At 55.1% G+C, this 21,451-nt stretch carries 18 protein-coding genes and 4 tRNA genes; 5 read left to right on the top strand and 17 right to left on the bottom strand.

Annotated features, from left to right (window positions below):
- The first annotated feature begins 249 nt into the window (after positions 1-249).
- From hemC to hemY, 4 genes are read left to right on the top strand one after another with little or no spacing between them, the layout of a single operon-like run.
- Positions 250-1,191, top strand: a complete 942-nt coding sequence (hemC, locus tag RS584_RS00910) for a hydroxymethylbilane synthase (protein WP_315748790.1) — start codon at positions 250-252, stop codon at positions 1,189-1,191.
- Positions 1,188-1,928: a uroporphyrinogen-III synthase gene (gene hemD, locus RS584_RS00905; protein WP_315748789.1), complete on the top strand. Its 741-nt coding sequence runs from the start codon at positions 1,188-1,190 to the stop codon at positions 1,926-1,928. Before hemC ends, hemD begins: the two co-directional genes overlap by 4 nt.
- Positions 1,929-1,948: 20 nt before the next feature.
- The gene (hemX, locus tag RS584_RS00900; protein ID WP_315748788.1) at positions 1,949-3,142 is read left to right on the top strand and encodes a uroporphyrinogen-III C-methyltransferase; all 1,194 of its coding nucleotides are present in this window, start codon (positions 1,949-1,951) and stop codon (positions 3,140-3,142) included.
- 2 nt (positions 3,143-3,144) lie between these two features.
- Positions 3,145-4,344, top strand: a complete 1,200-nt coding sequence (gene hemY / locus RS584_RS00895) for a protoheme IX biogenesis protein HemY (RefSeq protein ID WP_026080629.1) — start codon at positions 3,145-3,147, stop codon at positions 4,342-4,344.
- A gap of 537 nt (positions 4,345-4,881) precedes the next feature.
- On the opposite strand, the gene RS584_RS00890 is transcribed toward hemY, so the two are convergent.
- From RS584_RS00890 to trxA, 17 genes are all read right to left on the bottom strand, one after another.
- Positions 4,882-4,958, bottom strand: a tRNA-Pro gene (locus RS584_RS00890).
- 44 nt (positions 4,959-5,002) lie between these two features.
- Positions 5,003-5,089: transfer RNA gene (locus tag RS584_RS00885), tRNA-Leu, on the bottom strand.
- 21 nt (positions 5,090-5,110) lie between these two features.
- Positions 5,111-5,186, bottom strand: a tRNA-His gene (locus tag RS584_RS00880).
- A 67-nt stretch (positions 5,187-5,253) separates the two neighbouring features.
- Positions 5,254-5,330: transfer RNA gene (locus RS584_RS00875), tRNA-Arg, on the bottom strand.
- 102 nt (positions 5,331-5,432) lie between these two features.
- A complete protein-coding gene (gene thrP / locus RS584_RS00870; protein WP_017693946.1) occupies positions 5,433-6,818 on the bottom strand; it encodes a bifunctional threonine/serine APC transporter ThrP in 1,386 nt (461 codons plus the stop codon).
- Between the two features lie 197 nt (positions 6,819-7,015).
- A complete protein-coding gene (gene wecG, locus RS584_RS00865) occupies positions 7,016-7,756 on the bottom strand; it encodes a lipopolysaccharide N-acetylmannosaminouronosyltransferase (protein ID WP_315748787.1) in 741 nt (246 codons plus the stop codon).
- Positions 7,757-7,768: 12 nt separating this feature from the next.
- Entirely contained in the window at positions 7,769-9,121 is a 1,353-nt protein-coding gene (gene wzyE, locus RS584_RS00860; protein ID WP_017693948.1) for an ECA oligosaccharide polymerase, read from the bottom strand.
- Positions 9,118-10,197, bottom strand: coding sequence for a TDP-N-acetylfucosamine:lipid II N-acetylfucosaminyltransferase (locus RS584_RS00855; RefSeq protein ID WP_315748786.1), 1,080 nt, complete (start codon positions 10,195-10,197; stop codon positions 9,118-9,120). Before RS584_RS00855 ends, wzyE begins: the two co-directional genes overlap by 4 nt.
- On the bottom strand, positions 10,194-11,444 hold the full coding sequence (gene wzxE / locus RS584_RS00850) for a lipid III flippase WzxE (RefSeq protein ID WP_017383597.1): 1,251 nt from the start codon (positions 11,442-11,444) through the stop codon (positions 10,194-10,196). The genes RS584_RS00855 and wzxE overlap by 4 nt, the downstream gene beginning before the upstream one ends.
- 1 nt (position 11,445) lies before the next feature.
- Positions 11,446-12,576, bottom strand: a complete 1,131-nt coding sequence (rffA, locus tag RS584_RS00845) for a dTDP-4-amino-4,6-dideoxygalactose transaminase (RefSeq protein ID WP_015570019.1) — start codon at positions 12,574-12,576, stop codon at positions 11,446-11,448.
- Between the two features lie 4 nt (positions 12,577-12,580).
- Positions 12,581-13,258, bottom strand: a complete 678-nt coding sequence (rffC, locus tag RS584_RS00840) for a dTDP-4-amino-4,6-dideoxy-D-galactose acyltransferase (protein WP_032646798.1) — start codon at positions 13,256-13,258, stop codon at positions 12,581-12,583.
- Complete coding sequence (gene wecC, locus RS584_RS00835; RefSeq protein ID WP_193041784.1) at positions 13,255-14,517, bottom strand: UDP-N-acetyl-D-mannosamine dehydrogenase; 1,263 nt, start codon at positions 14,515-14,517, stop codon at positions 13,255-13,257. Before wecC ends, rffC begins: the two co-directional genes overlap by 4 nt.
- Positions 14,514-15,644, bottom strand: a complete 1,131-nt coding sequence (gene wecB / locus RS584_RS00830; protein WP_315748785.1) for a non-hydrolyzing UDP-N-acetylglucosamine 2-epimerase — start codon at positions 15,642-15,644, stop codon at positions 14,514-14,516. The genes wecC and wecB overlap by 4 nt, the downstream gene beginning before the upstream one ends.
- A 56-nt stretch (positions 15,645-15,700) precedes the next feature.
- Positions 15,701-16,747, bottom strand: coding sequence for an ECA polysaccharide chain length modulation protein (gene wzzE, locus RS584_RS00825; RefSeq protein ID WP_315748784.1), 1,047 nt, complete (start codon positions 16,745-16,747; stop codon positions 15,701-15,703).
- A gap of 13 nt (positions 16,748-16,760) precedes the next feature.
- A complete protein-coding gene (gene wecA, locus RS584_RS00820; RefSeq protein ID WP_001050933.1) occupies positions 16,761-17,864 on the bottom strand; it encodes a UDP-N-acetylglucosamine--undecaprenyl-phosphate N-acetylglucosaminephosphotransferase in 1,104 nt (367 codons plus the stop codon).
- Between the two features lie 242 nt (positions 17,865-18,106).
- Positions 18,107-19,366: a transcription termination factor Rho gene (gene rho, locus RS584_RS00815; protein ID WP_001054528.1), complete on the bottom strand. Its 1,260-nt coding sequence runs from the start codon at positions 19,364-19,366 to the stop codon at positions 18,107-18,109.
- A gap of 341 nt (positions 19,367-19,707) precedes the next feature.
- Complete coding sequence (trxA, locus tag RS584_RS00810) at positions 19,708-20,037, bottom strand: thioredoxin TrxA (protein ID WP_006812392.1); 330 nt, start codon at positions 20,035-20,037, stop codon at positions 19,708-19,710.
- Positions 20,038-20,181: 144 nt separating this feature from the next.
- On the opposite strand from trxA, the gene rhlB reads away from it, so the two are divergent.
- The gene (gene rhlB / locus RS584_RS00805) at positions 20,182-21,450 is read left to right on the top strand and encodes an ATP-dependent RNA helicase RhlB (RefSeq protein ID WP_006812393.1); all 1,269 of its coding nucleotides are present in this window, start codon (positions 20,182-20,184) and stop codon (positions 21,448-21,450) included.
- The last annotated feature ends 1 nt before the right edge of the window (position 21,451 follow it).

The following is a 21,451-nucleotide window of genomic DNA, read 5'->3' as shown; positions in this document are numbered from 1 at the left end:
TTTGCTTTTCTGGTGGTACAGACGAAAAAATGGTCTAAAACGTGATCAATTTAACACCTTGCCGGTTGACCGTAAAGAAAGATGCGCTACATACAAGTGTAGCACCGTTCTTGACGTGTAAATTCCTGAATACGGCGATGGCTGACGAGTACGCCGCCCTGTCCCTCTCACTCTTCATCAACCGTAAAACTGCCATCCGAGTGTCAACAATGTTAGGATGGTTAGCGATTGATAATGACGGTAACAAGCATGTTAGACAATGTTTTGAGAATTGCCACACGCCAAAGTCCTCTTGCACTCTGGCAGGCACATTATGTTAAGCAGCGCCTTGAAGCCTGCCACACCGGATTACGCGTTGAGCTGGTGCCAATGGTCACACGTGGCGATGTCATTCTGGATACGCCGCTGGCCAAAGTGGGCGGAAAAGGTCTGTTTGTCAAAGAGCTGGAGCTGGCATTGCTTGAGAACCGCGCCGATATCGCCGTGCATTCGATGAAGGATGTGCCCGTTGAGTTCCCGGAAGGGCTGGGGCTGGTGACCATCTGCGAGCGCGAGGATCCGCGCGATGCGTTTGTCTCTAATCGCTATGACTCGCTCGATGCGTTGCCGGCAGGCAGCGCGGTCGGCACGTCAAGTTTACGCCGCCAGTGTCAGCTGGCTGAACGTCGCCCGGATCTGGTGATCCGTTCGCTGCGCGGGAACGTCGGCACACGTCTTGGCAAGCTGGATAACGGCGACTACGATGCCATTATTCTTGCGGTTGCGGGCCTGAAACGCCTGGGGCTGGAAGAACGCATTCGCGTCGCGTTGCCGCCGGAGCTGTCGCTGCCCGCCGTCGGCCAGGGTGCCGTCGGCATTGAGTGTCGTCTGGTTGATGCGCGCACTCAGGCACTGCTCGCGCCGCTGAATCATGACGATACCGCCGTTCGCGTAAAAGCCGAGCGCGCGATGAATACTCGCCTCGAAGGAGGCTGTCAGGTGCCAATTGGCAGCTATGCTGAATTAACTGACGGTGAGCTGTGGTTGCGTGCGCTGGTTGGCGCGCCGGACGGCTCACAGATGGTTCGCGGTGAACGTCGCGGCAAGCCGCAAGATGCCGAGGCGCTTGGCGTATCGCTGGCGGAAGAGCTGCTGAATAACGGCGCGCGTGAAATTCTGGCTGAGGTCTATAACGGAGAGCCCCCTGCATGAGCATACTTGTCACCCGCCCTTCTCCCGCAGGAGAGCAGTTAGTGAGCCGTCTGCGCGCACTGGGGCAGGTGGCCTGGAGTTTTCCGCTGATTGAATTCTCCCCCGGTCGCGAGCTGCCTGCGCTCGCTGACCAGATGCGTCTCTTGCAGGAAGGCGATCTGCTCTTTGCGCTGTCGCAGCATGCCGTGGAGTTTGCCCATGCGCAGCTGCAACAGCATGCCGTTAGCTGGCCTCACGCCCCCCGCTATTTCGCCATCGGGCGCACCACGGCGCTGGCCTTACATACCGCGAGCGGAATCGATGTTCGTTACCCGTTAGATCGGGAAATCAGCGAAGTCTTGCTACAATTACCTGAATTACAAACCATTGCCGGAAAGCGCGCGCTCATTTTGCGCGGCAACGGTGGCCGCGAACTGCTGGGCGAGACGCTGCGCGAACGCGGCGCAGACGTGACGTTTGTGGAGTGCTATCAGCGCTGTGCGAAACACTATGATGGCGCGGAAGAAGCAATGCGCTGGCACGCCCGCGGTATTAATACGCTGGTGGTCACCAGCAGTGAAATGTTACAACAGCTTTGGTCGCTGATTCCGCTTTGGTATCGCGAAAACTGGTTACTCCGCTGTCGACTTCTGGTCGTCAGTGAGCGTCTGGCGAACCACGCCCGGGAACTGGGCTGGCAGGATATTCGGATCGCTGAAAACGCCGACAACGATGCGCTGCTGCGCGCATTACAATAACTCTCAAATGGGAAGCCATAATGACGGAACACGAAAAATCCTCCGCCGTGGTTGAAGAGACCAGGGAGACTGTGGACACCACGTCACAGCCAGAGACGACAGACACAACCGTTGAGAAGAAAAACGGCAGCAACAAAACCAGCCTCACGCTGAGCGTGATTGCCATCGCGATTGCGCTGGCCGCAGGCGTGGGTCTCTACGGACTGGTGAAGAAACAAGGCACCAACCAGACGGCCACCAGCGACGCGTTGGTTAACCAAATCACTGCCCTACAGAAAGCGCAGGAGACGCAAAAAGCTGAGCTGGAAGGCGTGATCAAACAGCAAACTGCCGCCCTCGCCGACGCGAACAGCAAACGTGAAGAGTTGACCAAACAGCTGAGCGAAGTGCAGGAGAAAGTCGCCACAATTTCGGGAACCGATGCCAAAACCTGGCTACTTTCACAGGCCGATTTTCTGGTGAAACTGGCCGGGCGCAAGCTCTGGAGCGATCAGGATGTCACCACCGCCGCCGCGCTGCTGAAAAGTGCCGACGCAAGCCTGGCTGACATGAACGATCCGAGCCTCATCAACGCACGCCGCGCTATTACGGAAGATATCGCCAGCCTGTCTGCGGTTTCTCAGGTCGATTACGACGGTATCATCCTTAAGGTAAATCAGCTCTCCAACCAGATTGATAACCTTCAGCTGGCCGATAACAACGACGATGACTCCCCGATGGATTCTGACGGCACCGAGCTGTCCAGCTCCCTGAGCGAATGGCGTATCAACCTGCAAAAGAGCTGGCAGAACTTTATGGACAGCTTTATTACCATTCGCCGCCGTGATGAAACTGCCGTGCCGCTGCTGGCGCCGAACCAGGACGTCTATCTGCGTGAAAACATTCGCTCCCGCCTGCTGGTGGCTGCCCAGGCCGTACCGCGTCACCAGGAAGAGACCTACAAACAGGCGCTGGATAACGTTTCAACCTGGGTACGTGCTTACTACGATACCAATGACGCAACCACGACCGCGTTCCTTGAGGATATCGACAAGCTGAGCCAGCAAAACATCACCATGAACGTGCCGGACAAGCTGGAAAGCCAGCCGATTCTGGAGAAGCTCATGCAGACGCGCGTGCGTAACCTGCTGGCCCAGCCGGGCGTTCCGGCAGAGCGTCCGGCTGAAGCACCTGCCGCCGCGCCAGCGCCTGAAAGCGCGCAGCAAGGAGAGTAATGATGCTAAAAGTCTTCTTACTCTTCATCCTGCTGATCGCCGGGATTGTACTGGGGCCGATGCTCGCGGGTCACCAGGGTTATGTATTGATCCAGACCGATAACTACAATATCGAAACCAGCGTAACAGGGCTGGTAATTATTCTGATCCTGGGTGTGGTCGTTCTGCTGGCAGTGGAGTGGCTCCTGCGTCGTATTTTCCGTACCGGCGTACATACGCGCGGCTGGTTCGTTGGCCGTAAGCGCCGTCGCGCCCGCAAGCAGACCGAGCAAGCGTTGCTGAAGCTGGCCGAAGGCGACTATCAGCAGGTTGAAAAGCTGATGTCGAAAAATGCCGACCATGCAGAACAGCCGGTTGTTAACTATCTGCTGGCCGCTGAGGCGGCGCAACAGCGAGGCGATGAGGCCCGCGCCAATCAGCATCTTGAACGCGCGTCTGAGCTCTCTACTAAAGATCCGATTCCGGTTGAGATCACCCGCGTTCGTCTGCAACTGGCGCGCAATGAAAACCATGCCGCCCGTCACGGCGTTGACCGTCTGCTGGAAATTACCCCTCGTCACCCGGAAGTGCTGCGTCTGGCTGAGCAGGCATATATTCGGACCGGTGCCTGGGGCTCGCTGCTGGACATTATCCCTTCCATGGCGAAAGCCGACGTGGGCGATGATGAACATCGTGATGAACTTCAGCGTCTGGCCTGGATTGGCCTGATGGATCAGGCGCGCGCCGATCTCGGCAGCGACGGCCTGAAAACCTGGTGGAAAAACCAGAGCCGTAAAACGCGCCAGCAGGTTCCTCTTCAGGTGGCGATGGCAGAACATCTGATTGAGTGTGACGACCATGACACCGCGCAGGAGATCCTCCTGGACGGTCTCAAGCGACAGTATGATGACCGCCTGGTGATGGTCATCCCGCGTCTGAAAACCAACAATCCGGAACAAATTGAAAAAGCACTGCGCCAGCAGATCAAAACCGTGGGCGATCGTCCGCTGCTGTGGAGTACGCTGGGCCAGTCTCTGATGAAACACGGCGAGTGGCAGGAGGCGAGCCTCGCCTTCCGCGCCGCGCTGAAGCAACGTCCGGACGCATTTGATTACGCCTGGCTTGCTGATTCGCTGGACAAGCAGCATAAGCCGGAAGAGGCCGCAGCTATGCGCCGTGATGGGCTGTTATTGACGTTGCAAAATAACGGAACGCAGCAGTAATTAACAGGAGGCCAGATGGCCTCCTTTTTTACGCCCATAAAAAAACGCCTGCTATAAAAGCAGGCGTTAAAACAGGTCTGTAAGACAACATATTTGGTGCTTCACTCAACGTTGTGTCCATGGTGTCTGATGAGGCCGAAGCGACATCTGTCAGTGGACGATAAGCACCGTAAACGGCTCTGCGTCATTCCTGAGTTTATGAGGCCTTAAGGCGAACATAAGAGATGGAATGAGCATCTACACGCATATTATTGCATGTAATGTGCCAGGTTTACACGCAGAACTTTTACATCGCGCAACATTTTAAGATAAAAGGAAATTATGCTGTTAAGAACCGCCTGAAGCCATACAACATCGCGCTGAAGGCGGCGATATGTCGTCACCAGGAGACAGGTTAAGAGGTAAAATAATAAATTCTTTAATATTAACGGGTTATATGTCGCTGAATCGCGACAAGGATATAGAATGTTGTCGGGGAAAGGCTACAGGATAAAAAACGCAGAAAACAAAAAACCCCGCCGAAGCGGGGTTCAAAATTGGTCGGCGAGAGAGGATTCGAACCTCCGACCCACTGGTCCCAAACCAGTTGCGCTACCAAGCTGCGCTACTCGCCGATGTACTGCTTTTTTGAATTTTTAGTTCAACTCATTAAAAGTCGTGGTGCGAGGGGGGGGACTTGAACCCCCACGTCCGTAAGAACACTAACACCTGAAGCTAGCGCGTCTACCAATTCCGCCACCTTCGCAATTCACAACTCTTTCAATAATGGGGTGGCTAATGGGATTCGAACCCACGACAACTGGAATCACAATCCAGGGCTCTACCAACTGAGCTATAGCCACCACTGTATTCTTTCACGCGGTTCTGACTACTTCTCAGACCACCGCAGCTCTAGCGCCGGGACTAAAATGGCGCGCCCGACAGGATTCGAACCTGAGACCTCTGCCTCCGGAGGGCAGCGCTCTATCCAGCTGAGCTACGGGCGCTTAGCGCCGTTGCGGGGCTGGATATTACGTACCTCCGTCCCCGCTGTCTAGTGCTTTTTTGAAAAAAATGCGCGTTTGGTTATGGTTTGCACATTTTGCCGCTTATTCCTCCACTTTATGGGCGGAGCCACGGCGGCCCAGGCCAAAAAGTTTATATGCAGCTGTGACGGCAGCCAGGAAGATCATCCCGACAAACAGCGACATGCGGGTATCTTCATTAAAGTACATTCCAATTAATACGCAAATCAGGAACGCCATCGTCAAATAGTTCGCATACGGGAACAGAATGGAGCGGAACGGATGGCTGGCGATCGCTTTTTTGTGCGCCTGTCGGAAACGCAGCTGGCTAATCAAAATGACAAACCACGGTACCATTCCCGGCAGCACGCTGGCGCTATAGACGTAAACAAACACGCGCTGCGGATTCGGGATGATGTAGTTCAGGCAAGAGCCAATCAGCAGAATCACAATCGACACCGCTACGCCCGCCACCGGTACACCCACGCGGGAGACTTTACCCATCACCGCCGGCAGCTGTTTGTTTTGCGAGAGCGCGTAAAGCATACGCCCGCAGCTGTACATCCCGCTGTTACAGCCGGAGAGCGCCGCCGTCAGTACCACAAAGTTGATAATGGCGGCCGCCGCCGTGATGCCAATCTTAGCGAAGGTTAAGACAAACGGGCTGCCGGTGGTGCCGATCTCGTTCCATGGGAAAATGGTCACGATAACGAAGATCGCGCCCACATAGAAAATCAGGATACGCCACAGCACCTTGCCTACCGCGCTACGCAGCGTGACCTGCGGGTTTTTCGCCTCACCTGCGGTAATGCCGATCAGCTCAACGCCCTGATAAGAGGCGACAACGATACAGAGTGCGGTCAGGAAGCCTTTCCAGCCGCCGGCAAAGAAGCCGCCGTGTCCGGTCAGGTTACCGAAACCAATCGCGTGCCCGCCGTTACCGAAACCAAAGAAGATGACACCCAGACCCACAACAATCATCACGATAATGGTGGTAACTTTGATCATCGCAAACCAGAACTCGATTTCACCGTAAAGGCGAACGGCGGCAAGGTTCGCCAGCGCCACAAGCCCTACGGCGATGAGCGCGGGTATCCACTGGGCCATCTCCGGGAACCAGAACTGCACGTAGACCCCGATGGCGGTGATCTCCGAAATCCCGACGGCCATCCACATAAACCAGTACGACCAGGCCGTGAGATAGCCAAAGAACGGGCTCATATAACGGTGGGCGTAAACGGCGAAAGAGCCCGTTACCGGCTCCAGAAACAACATTTCGCCCATTGAGCGCATGATGAAGAAGACGAACAGCCCGGCAATAATATACGCCAGCAGGACGGAAGGCCCCGCCCATTTCAGCGTGCTTGCCGAGCCCATAAACAGGCCAACGCCGATAGTCCCGCCCAGCGCGATCAATTCAATATGTCGAGCTTCCAGCCCACGCTGAAGCTCCGGTTTTTTCTCTGCCATAAATCCTCGGTTGTGTTTGCTGTTTCCCGACTTATTGCCGGGTATTGTTTTGAGGGGTACTGAAATACGGAGCGAATGGTTTCTTAAATTCTGGCAAATGGCAAACAATGCATTAAAAAAATGAATGCATTGTACAGAAATCCAGCAGTTTTACAGGGGGGGTTGCAGCGCGAACAGCAGATCGCGCTGCATATTGATTACATTTTCCCGGTGTAGTGCCAGGCGAGGTAGCGCAGCAGACGAATCTGTCGTTTGATACGCGTCGGTTGAGAGAGCAGGCGGTAGAGCCACTCCAGCCCCAGGTTTTGCCAGACTTTGGGCGCCCGCTTAACGTGGCCGGTAAAGACGTCGTAGGTGCCGCCAACGCCCATATAGAGCGCATCCGGGCTGACCAGACGGCAATCGCGCATCAGAATTTCCTGCCGCGGCGACCCCATGGCGACAGTGACAATTTTCGCCCCGCTGTCGCGCACGCGCTCATATAACGCCTGGCGATCTTCCGGCCTGAAATAGCCATCCTGGCTGCCCACGATGTTAACATTCCACTGGCTACGCAGCTTTTGTTCGGTCTGCGCCAGCACCTCTGGTTTGCCGCCAATCAAAAATACCGGCGTGCCTTCAGCGCCTGCGCGTTCCATAAGTCGCTCCCAAAGGTCAGCACCCGCCACGCGAGACACATTAGCGTAAGGAAACTTTTTACGAATTGAACGCACCACGCTAATACCGTCGGCATATTTAAACTCCGCGGCTTCAATCAGGCTTTTCACTTCCGCATTATCTTCAACCGCCAGCATCTTTTCTGCGTTGATGGCCACCAGCGTGCCCGATTTCATCTGCCCGTCCGAGAACAGAAAATCCAGCGCGTGCTGCATATCTCGCCAGCCAATAAGCTGTAGCCCACGCAGCGCATAACGCGGGGCTGAAGTTGTATCCGTCATGATAATCCCTACTCAGACTTGCGACAGCGTTGTGCTGCCCTGTGGCTCACGTCTGTGCACAAGCCCTGCACTGTCAAACAACCAGTACAGCAGTTTTGCCAGCAGCAGACAGAGACCGAAAACGACCATAAAAAACACCACGCGTGAGACGAAAGAATCCAGCCCCTCGCGCGCCAGAACGATCATATTGAAAATGGCACCGAAACAGAAACTGTGCAAAACAGCGGCTTTGTAGCGGTTGGTCTCTTCGTTACCCAGCGTATATAGCCAGTCAAACCATTTTATTATCAACCCGACCGCGATCGCGCCCGGCAGGATAAACCACGTTCCGCCCATCACTACCAGCGAGCCAATCAGTGTTGGGGAAATCGCCAGGCCCGAATGGTTGTTCAGCACTTCCCAGGTAAAGTAGTTCGCCGTGTTCAGGACAATACCGGGACGGTCGGGCCACAGCCACGTCGGTATAAAGACATAGAAATCGCGAACAATCGGCGCCAGCCCCTGGAATTCGATTTTGTCGTAGTTTTGCAGCAGTAAAGCCAGGTTTTCCCACGGCGAGAAGGTATCGCGCGTCAGATACAGGAAGGTATAAAACGCTTCGTCGCCGGCCACGTTCAGTCCGTAGCGCTTCAGCGCCAGCCAGAACATCCCCACAATGCCAAAGACACCTGCCGCCGCCAGCATCCACAGCGAAATCCAACCGCGAATAATGCCGATAAACAGGAAAATCGCGAAGGCGATAATGATGTTAGCGCGGGTGCCGCCGACGATCATGTAGGTCAGAATGCCAAATGCGACGGTGCTGACCAGGAAGAACAGCCAGGCTTTGCTGTCCTGACGCAGGAAAAAGACCACCAGCATCGCCGGAATGAAGAAATAGAAGAAACGCTTGAGCGCGACGCCGGAGACTTCGGCGGAGAAAATCTGGCTATAGGACTGCAACTTAAACAGTAAAAAGCCGTTATGCATGAAGAAAATCGCCACGCTGACGAGGGCGATGGTCATCAGCATAACCCACGTCAGATGGGTTTCTACCCGGTTCATGGTAAACAGCGGACGACGGGGTGTGGTGTCTTTCGCCGCGCGCAGGCGCGTTTTATATGTGACGTAATACACCGCGTAGAAGCAGGTCGCAGAGAGCAGCGCCTGCAACAAGATTTCCGGCGGAGCGACGCCAACATCAAAGCGGAACACAAGGATGCTGGTCAGCGGGAAGCCAAAGAAAAAGGTCAGCAAAAACAGCAGCGAGAAGAATACGTTGAAGTTAAAACGTACGCGCCGGAATTCAAACCAGGTGAGCGTGGCGATAAACAGCGTGCTCAGCAGCCAGACCACCAGCAAGCCGCTAAATTGCAACTGGCTCATGCGTTGTCTCCTGAAGCAATACGCAGCGCGCGGTGCCACGGCGTGAGATAGTTCGGGCTGAAAAAGTCGATGCTATTTTTATCCACCAGCGTGAGCTGACGCTGCGCTTCCCGTACCACCTCGACATTAAGCGTGTCAGAGGTAAACAGCACCGGAATATGCTGTTCGGCCATGTCCTGCCAGAACGGGTTCTCGCGGTTGAGCACGCACGGTACGCCCGCCTGAATCAGCAGACACAGCGTACCAATCCCCTGCTGACGGGCAAAGATGAAATAGCCCAGATCGCATTTTCGCAGCAGCGCGAGATAGTCATCAAATTCCAGCTTATCGCTGAGAATGTGCAGATTTTCCGCGCTAAACAGCCCAAGCCCCTGCTGGCGAACTTCATCGATGTAGGCGTCGTTATTGGCGGGATAGCCCATCGGCACCACCACGTTCACCGTATCGCCAAACTGTTGATGCACCGCCCGCAGCGCCGCGACATGCTCGTTACTGCGATCGCCGGAATTTCCCACCAGGATGGTCAGTTTGCCCTCACGAACCGCGTCATTCGCCATGGTATTCAGCGCCGGATCCATACGGGTCGGAAAATAGAGCAGCTCCCCGCGAACCTTTGGGTGCTGTTTAGCAAAATAGTTGAGGTCGCCACGGGTAGCAAAAACGCAGCCCACGCGCGCCTGCGCCAGACGACGCAGCGGATAGAAAAGACGGAACTTCCAGCCGTGGGAGACTTCGTAGAGATCCGCTCCCCAGATATGCCAGCTGAACTGGGAAGGTTTTATCCCGCCGCTTAACAGCGCCAGCCACAGGCCGGAATTGAACTGTCCGTGGAAAAAGAAACGCCGGGTACGATCCGCTTTGGCTTTAGCAACCACAGCCTTCGTCAGCGCCGCTTTGTCTGCCCAGAAGGTGATGTGCAATGCCGGACACGCCGCGCTCAGGCCGTTATCGCGTCCAACGACCATAAACTCGCGCGCATCGGGCGTGCCGGATGCCAGTTCATCGTTGAAGAACCGCAGAACGGTCTGGTTATGATGCGGGATATCCGATCCCAGTATGTGTATCAGTGCAGTCATGCGCGTTTACGCCAAAGTAAAAATACGCCGCAACAGGCAGCGAAATAAACGATATAAGTTGCCATATAGGCCTGAGCCGCCCCCAGCGCACCGTGGGTGGGGATCAGCCAGTGAGAAAATGCCGTCAGCAGCGCAAACTGGCCGATCTCTGCCAGGATATACAACCGCAGCGAAGCCTTCGCAATCACCAGATAGCCGAAAACGTATGCCCCCACTTTCAGCACATCGCCGACCAGTTGCCAGGCAAACAGATCGCGCATGGCGGTAAACTTCGCCGAAAACAGCAGCCAGATGGCGAAATCACGCAGTAACCAGACGGTAAAGCTGGCGATCGCAACCGCCGGCAATACAAAACGCAGGGAGCGAAAAATCTCGCGGGTAATATCCTGCCTGGAAGTCAGGCGCGATAAGGTTGGCAGTAAATAGACGCTAAAGGAAGCCGTAATAAATTGGAGGTAAGCATCTGAAATGCTGCTCACGCCCTGCCAGATCCCCACTTCATCCCAGCTGTAATGCGCTGCCAGCAGGTTTCGCATCATCACGTAGGCAACGGGAAGCGTTACCGAAGTGATGAGCGCCATCAGGGTAAACTTTCCTAGCTGCCCCGCCAGCATCTTGTCCCACTGCGGTTTCAGGTAATTCAGCGGGACATTGCCTCTGCGCATCAGCATAAACGCTGCCGGAATGACAACGAGCGCAGGCACCAGCGCCAGCCCCAGCAGCGCGCCTTCATAGCCGCCCAGCCGATAGCAAAAGTAGTAGGCGATAACGCCGATGATGCTGCCGAGGATCAGCGCCAGCGCATTCCCGGCGGCATCACGGAAGCCTTTCATCAGCGCCAGCAGCAGGTTTGCCCAGGCGATCCCCATCTGAACGAGCGCCACCAGGCGCACCAGCCCCTGATAATGCGTGTGTCCGAACAGCCCCTGGCTGATGGGTGCCGCCGCCAGCAAAAAGACGACGGCCAGCAACGTAGAGAAGCCCAGCACCATAGCAGAGGAGGTGCCCACCACCGTGCGGAGCTTTTCGGCATCGTCATGATGCTGCGCGACGTATTTGGTGACGCCATTGAATATCCCGGCACCCGCCAGCACGCCAAGCACCGTGACCAGCTGGCGGAAGTTCCCTGCCAGCCCAACGCCTGACGGACCAAATGAGACGGCCAGCAGCTTGACGACCAGTAACCCGGCGCCAATTTTTACAAGCGTGGACGCTGCCGTCCACACCGACGCTTTTGCCAGAGACATATCAGGCGAAATAACTCAGAAGCGAATTGATCACCGTACGCTGGTTCACCGGCGCGAGGTTGTAGAACAGGGGCAGACGGAGCAGACGTTCGCTCTCTTTGGTGGTGTAGCGGTCTTCACCGGCAAACATCCCGAAGGCTTCGCCAGCCGGGCTGGAGTGCAGCGGAATATAGTGGAATACCGCCATAATTTCCGCCTCTTTCAGCCAGGCAATCAGCTTGCTGCGATCGTCGTTATCGCGCAGCTTGATGTAGAACATGTGAGCGTTGTGGATGCAGTCTGCCGGAATAGTCGGCAGTTCAATACGTCCGGCTTTTGCCAGCGGCTCCAGCGCGTCGTAGTAGGTTTGCCACAGGGAGAGGCGTTGCAGATTGATGCGCTCTGCCGCTTCCAGCTGCGCCCAGAGATACGCGGCCTGCAAATCCGCCATCAGGTAGCTTGAGCCGATATCGCGCCAGGTGTACTTATCCACCTGACCGCGGAAGAACTGGCTGCGGTTGGTCCCTTTTTCACGGATCACTTCCGCACGCTCCACCAGGGCACGATCGTTAATCAGCGTCGCGCCGCCTTCGCCGCCTGCGGTGTAGTTTTTGGTTTCGTGGAAGCTAAAGCAGCCGATATGACCAATGGTACCCAGCGCGCGCCCTTTGTAGGTGGACATCACGCCCTGCGCGGCGTCTTCCACCACAAACAGGTTGTGCTTTTTAGCGATGGCCATGATGGTGTCCATCTCACAGGCCACGCCCGCGTAATGCACCGGCACAATCGCCCGCGTTTTATCGGTGACCGCCGCTTCAATCAGCGTTTCGTCGATGTTCATAGTATCCGGACGGATATCCACAAACACGATTTTCGCCCCGCGCAGGACAAACGCGTTCGCCGTGGAGACGAAGGTGTAGCTCGGCATGATCACTTCATCGCCGGGCTGGATATCCAGCAACAGCGCCGCCATCTCGAGCGATGCGGTACAGGACGGCGTCAGCAGCACCTTGGCACTGTGAAAACGTTGCTCCATCCACTGCTGGCAGCGGCGGGTAAAACCGCCGTCGCCACAGAGCTTGCCGCTGCCCATAGCAGACTGCATGTAATCAAGTTCAGTGCCCACAACGGGAGGCGCGTTAAATGGAATCATCTTGTCACCTGTATAACCAGTAGGCGGTGGCGTCGATGCTGGCACCACTCGCAATATAACGTTTAAGCGCAGCGGTGTTGCCCATCTGGGTTGCGACCCGCAGCGTCGATACCTGTTGTTGCTCCGCCCAGTGCAGCGCCGCCTGCATGAGTTTCTCGCCCATGCCGCGCCCGGCTAACAATCCGATGCGCGCCTCGTGCTCGTTGAGCCTGCGAAGCGAAACAAAACCCTGAATCTGCCCCCCGGCGGTACGGAACACCAGACAGACGTGGTCAAACGTGCCTTTGACCGCATTCTCTATCCACTGGGCATAAAAGCGGCCGCTGTCATCGGGCGCATACCAGGGCGCCCGGAAACGGCTCTGAGCGAAGGCCAGCGCCGCCATCTTGCGCAGCGCGGGGATATCCTGCTCCGTTGCAATTTCCGCGCCCGGTGAGGCGTGGAGAGCCACGGTAACAGAGAGATCAACCTCACCCTCGACCAGCCGGAATCCGTGCTGCTGGAGGGCGTCCAGCAGATCGGCGCGGTCCGCCGGGATCTTAGCCTGTACGCGCTGCCAGGCGCTGAAGTCTGCTTCCTGCAACGCAGGGGCATTGTCGCGCAGACGCACTATCGCTGAGGGACGCGCAAAGAATGCGCTTTCCCACTCAAGGGACTCCAGCACGCCGTTGAGGATACTCAACGCCACACGCCTTTGGTATCAACAACATACTGCTGACGTACGGCATCACCGGAAACCGCTTTGAACGCATTGTGATCCACCAGCAGCACCAGCACATCCGCCGTCGCCAGCGCGTCATCCAGGGCGGTAAGGGTGCAGTGACCGGCAAGTTTTGCCGGCAGCGCATGAATATTCGGCTCAACCACCAGCGTTTCACCGCTGTGCCAGGCAGCGATCATTTCGGCAATTTCCATCGCCGGGCTTTCGCGCAGATCGTCAATATTCGGTTTGAATGCCAGACCAAAGCAGGCAATTTTCAGCTCACTGGCGCGTTTGCCGCTGTCGGCCAGGCAATCCGCGACCGTGGCTTTGACCTGGTTGATAACCCAGTGCGGTTTGTGGTCGTTTACTTCGCGCGCGGTGCGAATCAGGCGTGCCTGTTCCGGGTTCTGCGCCACGATAAACCACGGATCGACCGCGATGCAGTGCCCACCCACGCCCGGCCCCGGCTGAAGGATGTTCACGCGGGGGTGACGGTTGGCAAGACGAATAAGTTCCCAGACGTTAATCCCCTGATCGGCGCAAATCAACGACAGTTCATTCGCAAACGCGATGTTAACGTCGCGGAAGCTATTTTCGGTCAGTTTGCACATCTCGGCGGTGCGGGAGTTGGTCACCACACATTCGCCTTCAAGGAAAATTTTATACAGCTCGCTGGCGCGCGCGGAGCAGACTGGCGTCATGCCGCCAATCACGCGGTCGTTTTTAATCAGTTCCACCATCACCTGGCCTGGCAGTACGCGCTCAGGACAGTAGGCGATATTGATATCGGCCTGGTCGCCCGCCTGCTGCGGGAAGCTGAGATCGGGACGCGCCTCGGCCAGCCACTGCGCCATCTGCTCGGTAGCCCCAACAGGTGAAGTGGACTCAAGAATAACCAGCGCCCCTTTCTTCAGCACAGGCGCAATGGATTTTGCCGCCGCCTCGACGTAAACCATGTCAGGCTCATGATCGCCTTTAAAGGGCGTTGGAACCGCAATCAGGTACGCATCGGCTTCTACCGGCGTGGTGCTGGCGCGCAGGAAGCCACCGTCCACCGCCATTTTCACCACACGATCGAGATCGGGCTCCACGATATGAATTTCGCCACGGTTGATGGTTTCCACCGCGTGCGCGTTGATATCTACGCCAACGACCTGCTTTTGACGAGAGGCAAAGGCCGCCGCAGTAGGCAGCCCGATATAGCCAAGACCAACAACAGAGATGGTAGAAAAACTCATAGCGTTACCCGATTGTGTTTAAGTGCGTGCAAAATACGACCACAAGCCTGCCCATCACCGTACGGATTGTGGGCCCGGCTCATCGCCTGATACTCTTCATCGTCATGCAGTAAGCGCGTGACCTCTTCGACAATACGACGCGGATCCGTTCCCACCAGACGCACGGTACCGGCAGTAACCGCTTCCGGGCGTTCGGTGGTTTCACGCATCACCAGTACCGGCTTACCGAGTGAAGGCGCCTCTTCCTGAATGCCGCCAGAATCGGTCAGGATCAGCCAGGCGTGGTTCATCAGCCAGACAAATGGCAAATAGTCCTGCGGCTCGATCAGGAGCACGTTTTCCACGTGGCCCAGGATACGGTTGACCGGTTCGCTGACGTTCGGGTTGAGGTGCACCGGATAGACAATCTGCACATCCTCGTTCTGCGCGGCGATTTCAGCCAGCGCGTGGCAAATTTGCTCAAAGCCACGGCCAAAGCTTTCGCGGCGGTGGCCCGTCACCAGAATCGTTTTCTTGCCGTTGTTCAGGAACGGATAGCGCGCAGCAAGTTCTGCCTGAAGCTCGCTGTTAGCCAGCACGCGGTCACGCACCCAAATCAGCGCATCAATGACCGTATTGCCGGTGACGAAGATCTTGTTGTCGCTGATATTTTCGCGCAGCAGGTTCTGACGTGAGTTCTCGGTTGGCGCAAAATGGTACATCGCCAGGTGACCGGTGAGGGTACGGTTGGCCTCTTCCGGCCACGGGGAATAGAGATTGCCGGTACGCAGACCCGCTTCAATATGACCAACGGGGATACGCTGATAGAACGCGGCCAGGCTGGTCGCCACGGTGGTGGTGGTGTCGCCGTGCACCAGCACCACATCCGGTTTGAACGACTCCAGAATAGGCTTTAATTCTTGCAGAATACGGCAGGTGATTTCCGTCAGTCCCTGTCCCGGTTTCATTATATTGAGATCGTAATCCGGGACGATAGAAAAGAGGGTTAAGACCTGATCGAGCATCTCACGGTGCTGGGCAGTCACGCACACTTGCGCTTCAATATCAGGATCTCTGGCCAGCGCATGAACCAGAGGCGCCATCTTGATGGCCTCCGGCCTGGTGCCAAATACGGTTAGTACTTTCACATCGATTCTCTTCGATTAGACGATGAAGGCCGGAGCCTTCATCGTAGACGGCGTTCTTAGTTTGTGCGGCGACGCAATAACGCTACGCCAGCGCCAGTCAGTGCGCCCACAATCCCCCACATGATCATCAGGAATGCGCGACGCGGACTATCGCGTTTTACAGGCTCTTCAGGCGTTCTTAAATAACGATAGGTCTGAAAACGCGCGTCCAGCGTTGGACCGACGTTGAGCGTATTGAGCATGGCGCGGTTTTGGTCGTAATCAAGGTCAAAGTCAGGGCCAACGGCCTGGATATTTTCCAGACGTGCCTGAAGCATTGGGCGACCAAGAAGGAACATTTCTGAATCCGGGAGTTCGTCAGCCGGAACATCCGTTTCGCTACGGGAAATATTGTGCTGTTCCGCAATCTTCAGCGCCTGCTCAATATTATGTACGCGACGGGCGAAGATGGCCTTAGCGACCTCTTCCTGGCGTTTGACCTGCGCTTTCATCTGAATAGTACGCGCAGCCCAGGCGCCTTTCAGCTCGTCATTCAGATGACTGGCCGCGCGCTGGCTGGCAAAAGCAACGTACTGACGCAACAGGTTATTGGCGTCCGGCGCCGTTTCCGCAATCAGCTTCACGCTGTCGCTAACGTTACGAAGCACATCGCCAGGCATAAACTGAATGTTATTAATCAGGTCATCCAGCAGCGCGGCATCCGCTTTGCTGTTACCGACCATACGCTGCTTGTAGTAGTCCGTCTGGGACCAGAAATCGCGACGTGTATCCCACGACGCCAGCTGCATCACAAACTCTTTGTAGGATTCATCCATCACCGAGGCCTGATCCGGGGTCGCCAGATTGGCCTTGATATCAAGATTACGCAGGAATTGCTGCTGGGAGTAGTAGCCTCCAAGCATATTCACCGTTGGTCGGTCTGTGATCGCCGTGGCGCTCCACTCTTGTTTTGCAAAGAAGGTGTAGGCAAGCGCTAACAGCGCGAACCCCAGGGCAATCCCCACAATCCACAGTTTGCCCTGCCATAACACGCGAAACAAACCACGAATATCCAGCTCGTTCTCAGTGCCCACTGATTTCGCTCCCGCCAACGGTTGAGTCATCATAGTCCCGGTTTTACTTAGTTAATGTTGTGTTTTTGCCACTGTTCCGACGCATCCTGCGTTTTAAACGTTTAATAAAACGCGCGACTTTCCATGCACGCTTGATGCAGTAACCGTACATGAAAAATGCTAGCAAGAATAATACCAACATTACCCATTCAGGAATGAAATGTGCGTATTCCGCGGCTACGCCAATCGCAGCCAGAATAGCAGCCGCAAGCGTAATCAACACAAATGCCTGACGAGACGTGAAGCCGGCGCGCATAATCAGGTGATGAATATGCTGCCGATCGGGAGAAAACGGGCTCATCCCTTTACGCAGACGGCGGTACATAATAGCAACCATGTCCATCAGCGGGATGGCGATAATCCAGAGAGCCGTTACCGGGCTGATAGGGTGCGTTTTACCCTGCGTGGTCTCCAGCAGGACCCAGATAACCGTAAAGCCAATCAGGGTACTGCCCGCATCGCCCATAAAGACTTTATAGCGACGCCCTAACACACCCAGATTCAGGCAGATGTAAGGCAGGATGGCGGCAATCATGGCAAAGCACCACATTGACAGGCTGTACTGGCCGTCAAACCATAAGATGATGCCGATAGCGCCAAACGAAACAGAGGACAGCCCACCGAGCAGACCGTCTATACCGTCAACCATGTTAAAGGCGTTGATAGCCGCCCACACGGCAAACAGCGTCAGGAAGAAGCCGAATGGCCCAAGCACCAGCTCCCAGGGACCAAACACGTAGCCCAGGCTTCTGAGATAGAGGCCGCCTACCACCATCATAATGATGCCAATGGCCGCCTGTACCGTCGCGCGGAACTTCACGCTGATATCAAAACGATCATCAAGGGCGCCGACCAGTACCAGCACACCGGCACATGCCAGGTAGAGTGCGGCATGGGGGATATAGTAATCCGCGATCCCGAATGTGAAACAGATGCCTGCGTATACCGAAATGCCGCCCACCAGTGGAATAAGCCCCTGATGACGTTTACGGAAGTTCGGTTTGTCCACTAACCCAATTCTTTTTGCTACCTTGCGCGCAATGAACAAAAAACAGGTTGTGAATAAAAAAATACTGATCAGCTCAGTTACAGCAGTGAGTAGATTCACAATGGATTGCTCTCAACAAATGTTAGTCCCGGAAGTATAACCATGAAGCCTCTGCCTCAGAAGGATTAAAGATGGCTCATCACAACTCCCTTTGTATGTTTTTCAATCAATTATTTCTTTGACTGTGCAAACCTTCTTATTGTCGCACCGACAGGTCTAAATTGGGAGTGTGTGGTAATAGCGTATAGTCCATAAATAAAAAACGCCACGTAAAAACGTGGCGTTTACTGGGATTATTTGCGTTACGAGCGTTTCATCATGTCGAAGAAATCGTCGTTCGTTTTGGTCATCGCCAGTTTGTTAATGAGGAATTCCATTGCGTCGATTTCGCCCATTGGATGGATGATTTTACGCAGGATCCACATTTTCTGAAGCTCTTCCTGAGTGGTAAGCAGCTCTTCTTTACGGGTACCGGAACGGTTGTAGTCGATCGCCGGGAAGACGCGTTTTTCTGCGATTTTACGAGAAAGGTGCAGTTCCATGTTGCCTGTACCTTTGAACTCTTCGTAGATAACCTCGTCCATTTTGGAGCCGGTATCGATCAGCGCCGTCGCGATAATGGTCAGGCTACCGCCCTCTTCCACGTTACGCGCCGCACCGAAGAAACGCTTCGGACGATGCAGGGCGTTAGCATCCACACCACCGGTCAGTACTTTACCGGAAGCCGGCACCACGGTGTTGTAGGCACGCGCCAGACGGGTAATGGAGTCGAGCAGGATGATCACGTCTTTCTTGTGCTCAACCAGGCGTTTCGCCTTCTCGATGACCATTTCCGCAACCTGAACGTGGCGAGAAGCAGGCTCGTCGAAGGTAGACGCAACCACTTCCCCTTTCACCAGACGCTGCATCTCGGTTACTTCTTCCGGACGTTCGTCAATCAGCAGCACCATCAGCACACAGTCTGGATGGTTGTAAGCAATGCTCTGCGCGATGTTTTGCAGCAGCATGGTTTTACCGGCTTTTGGCGGCGCCACAATCAGACCACGCTGGCCACGACCAATTGGCGATGCCAGATCCAGCACACGAGCGGTTAAGTCTTCAGTAGACCCGTTACCACGCTCCATGCGCAGACGAGAGTTAGCGTGCAGCGGCGTTAAGTTCTCGAACAGGATCTTATTGCGGGAGTTTTCCGGTTTGTCGTAGTTAACTTCGTTAACCTTCAACAGCGCAAAGTAGCGTTCACCCTCTTTTGGAGGACGAATCTTACCTGAAATGGTGTCACCAGTGCGGAGGTTGAAACGGCGGATTTGGCTAGGGGATACGTAGATGTCGTCAGGGCCGGCGAGGTAGGAGCTGTCTGCGGAGCGGAGGAAACCAAATCCGTCTTGCAGTATCTCCAGCACACCGTCGCCAAAGATATCTTCGCCACTCTTAGCGTGCTGCTTCAGGATGGCGAAAATGATGTCCTGCTTGCGCATACGAGCCTGGTTTTCCAGTCCCATATTTTCGCCGAGAGTGATCAGCTCAGAAACCGGCGTATTCTTTAATTCGGTAAGATTCATAATGGTGTGGGTTCTTAAACTCGGGGTGATTCTCGAACTTAATGTTGTGAATGGTATGGCAGGGTCATCCATGCCTGTTTAGCGGCCATCACCTCATGTCTGTTCGCTGTCTGGTCACAGGGAAAGAACGCAGAACTGAAACGACAAGACGGATTGAGTGACAAGCCCGGAATCTAGCAACTTCACGCACTGTTTAAGTTAACAACGGGAAGTATCGGGTAAAACAAGATTCAAACAACAAGATATGTTTAAAACGTAGTCATAGCTAACTTAGCACGACTAAAGCCGGGCGTCCAGAGCTCACCGTTAATTAGGCGTTCTGGACGCTCAGCTGAGAAACCTTACGCCAGGTTAGCGTCCAGGAACTCTTTCAGTTGACCTTTGGACAGTGCGCCCACTTTGGTCGCCGCCACGTCACCGTTCTTGAACAGCAGCAGGGTCGGGATGCCACGGATACCGTATTTTGGCGCGGTACCCGGGTTCTGGTCGATGTTCAGCTTGGCAACGGTCAGTTTGCCCTGATATTCGTCAGCGATTTCATCCAGAATCGGAGCGATCATTTTGCAAGGACCACACCATTCAGCCCAGAAATCAACGAGGATCAGCCCGTCAGCTTTAAGTACGTCCGTGTCAAAACTGTCGTCAGTCAGGTGAATAATTTTATCGCTCATATATAACTCCACAGGAATAAGCCTGGTACGTTGGTTTTGTCTCCACCAACGACGTGTTGATGTCGCATTAACCAACTAAAGGTTGACTTTATTTCACCGGATACGCTTTCGTAAAGCAATAGTAAGCTGATATTCTACCACACTATGAGCAAAACACATTTAACAGAACAGAAGTTTTCCGACTTCGCCCTGCACCCAAAGGTGATCGAAGCCCTTGAAACTAAAGGGTTTCATAACTGTACGCCCATTCAGGCTCTCGCCCTGCCGCTGACGCTGGCCGGTCGCGATGTTGCAGGGCAGGCGCAAACCGGTACTGGCAAAACGATGGCGTTTTTAACGTCAACGTTTCATTATTTACTTTCTCACCCGGCGATTGCAGACCGCAAAGTTAACCAGCCGCGCGCGCTAATTATGGCCCCGACGCGAGAACTGGCGGTACAGATCCACGCAGACGCTGAGCCCCTGGCGCAAGCCACCGGCCTGAAACTTGGCCTGGCCTATGGCGGCGACGGCTACGATAAACAGCTGAAAGTGCTGGAAAGCGGCGTCGATATCCTGATTGGGACCACCGGCCGTCTTATCGACTACGCCAAACAGAACCATATCAACCTCGGCGCAATCCAGGTCGTGGTGCTGGATGAAGCAGACCGCATGTACGATCTGGGCTTCATTAAAGACATCCGCTGGCTGTTCCGCCGTATGCCTGCGGCAAACCAGCGTCTGAACATGCTGTTCTCCGCAACCCTGTCATACCGCGTACGTGAACTCGCATTCGAGCAGATGAACAACGCCGAATACGTAGAAGTCGAACCCGAGCAGAAAACCGGTCACCGCATTAAAGAAGAGCTCTTCTATCCTTCTAATGAAGAGAAAATGCGCCTGCTGCAAACCCTGATCGAAGAAGAGTGGCCGGATCGCGCGATTATCTTCGCGAACACCAAACACCGCTGTGAAGATATCTGGGGTCACCTGGCGGCAGATGGTCACCGTGTGGGCCTGCTGACCGGCGACGTGGCGCAGAAAAAACGCCTGCGCATTCTCGACGAATTTACTCGTGGCGACCTTGATATTCTGGTCGCGACCGACGTGGCGGCCCGTGGCCTGCACATTCCAGCCGTGACGCACGTCTTTAACTATGACCTGCCAGATGACTGTGAAGACTATGTACACCGTATCGGTCGTACCGGTCGTGCCGGTGCAAGCGGTCACTCCATTAGCCTTGCGTGTGAAGAGTATGCGCTGAATCTTCCGGCCATTGAGACCTACATCGGTCACTCTATTCCACAGAGCAAATACAATCCGGACGCGCTGTTGAGCGAACTGCCGCCACCTAAGCGCCTTACCCGTCCACGCTCCGGCAATGGTCCGCGTCGTTCCGGCGGTGCACCGCGTAATCGTCGTCGTTCAGGTTAAA

The sequence above is a fragment of the Enterobacter sp. DTU_2021_1002640_1_SI_PRY_ASU_LCPMC_013 genome (assembly GCF_032389435.1).
GTDB classification, from domain to species: domain Bacteria; phylum Pseudomonadota; class Gammaproteobacteria; order Enterobacterales; family Enterobacteriaceae; genus Enterobacter; species Enterobacter hormaechei_C.
This window is presented reverse-complemented; position numbering and strand designations above follow the sequence as displayed.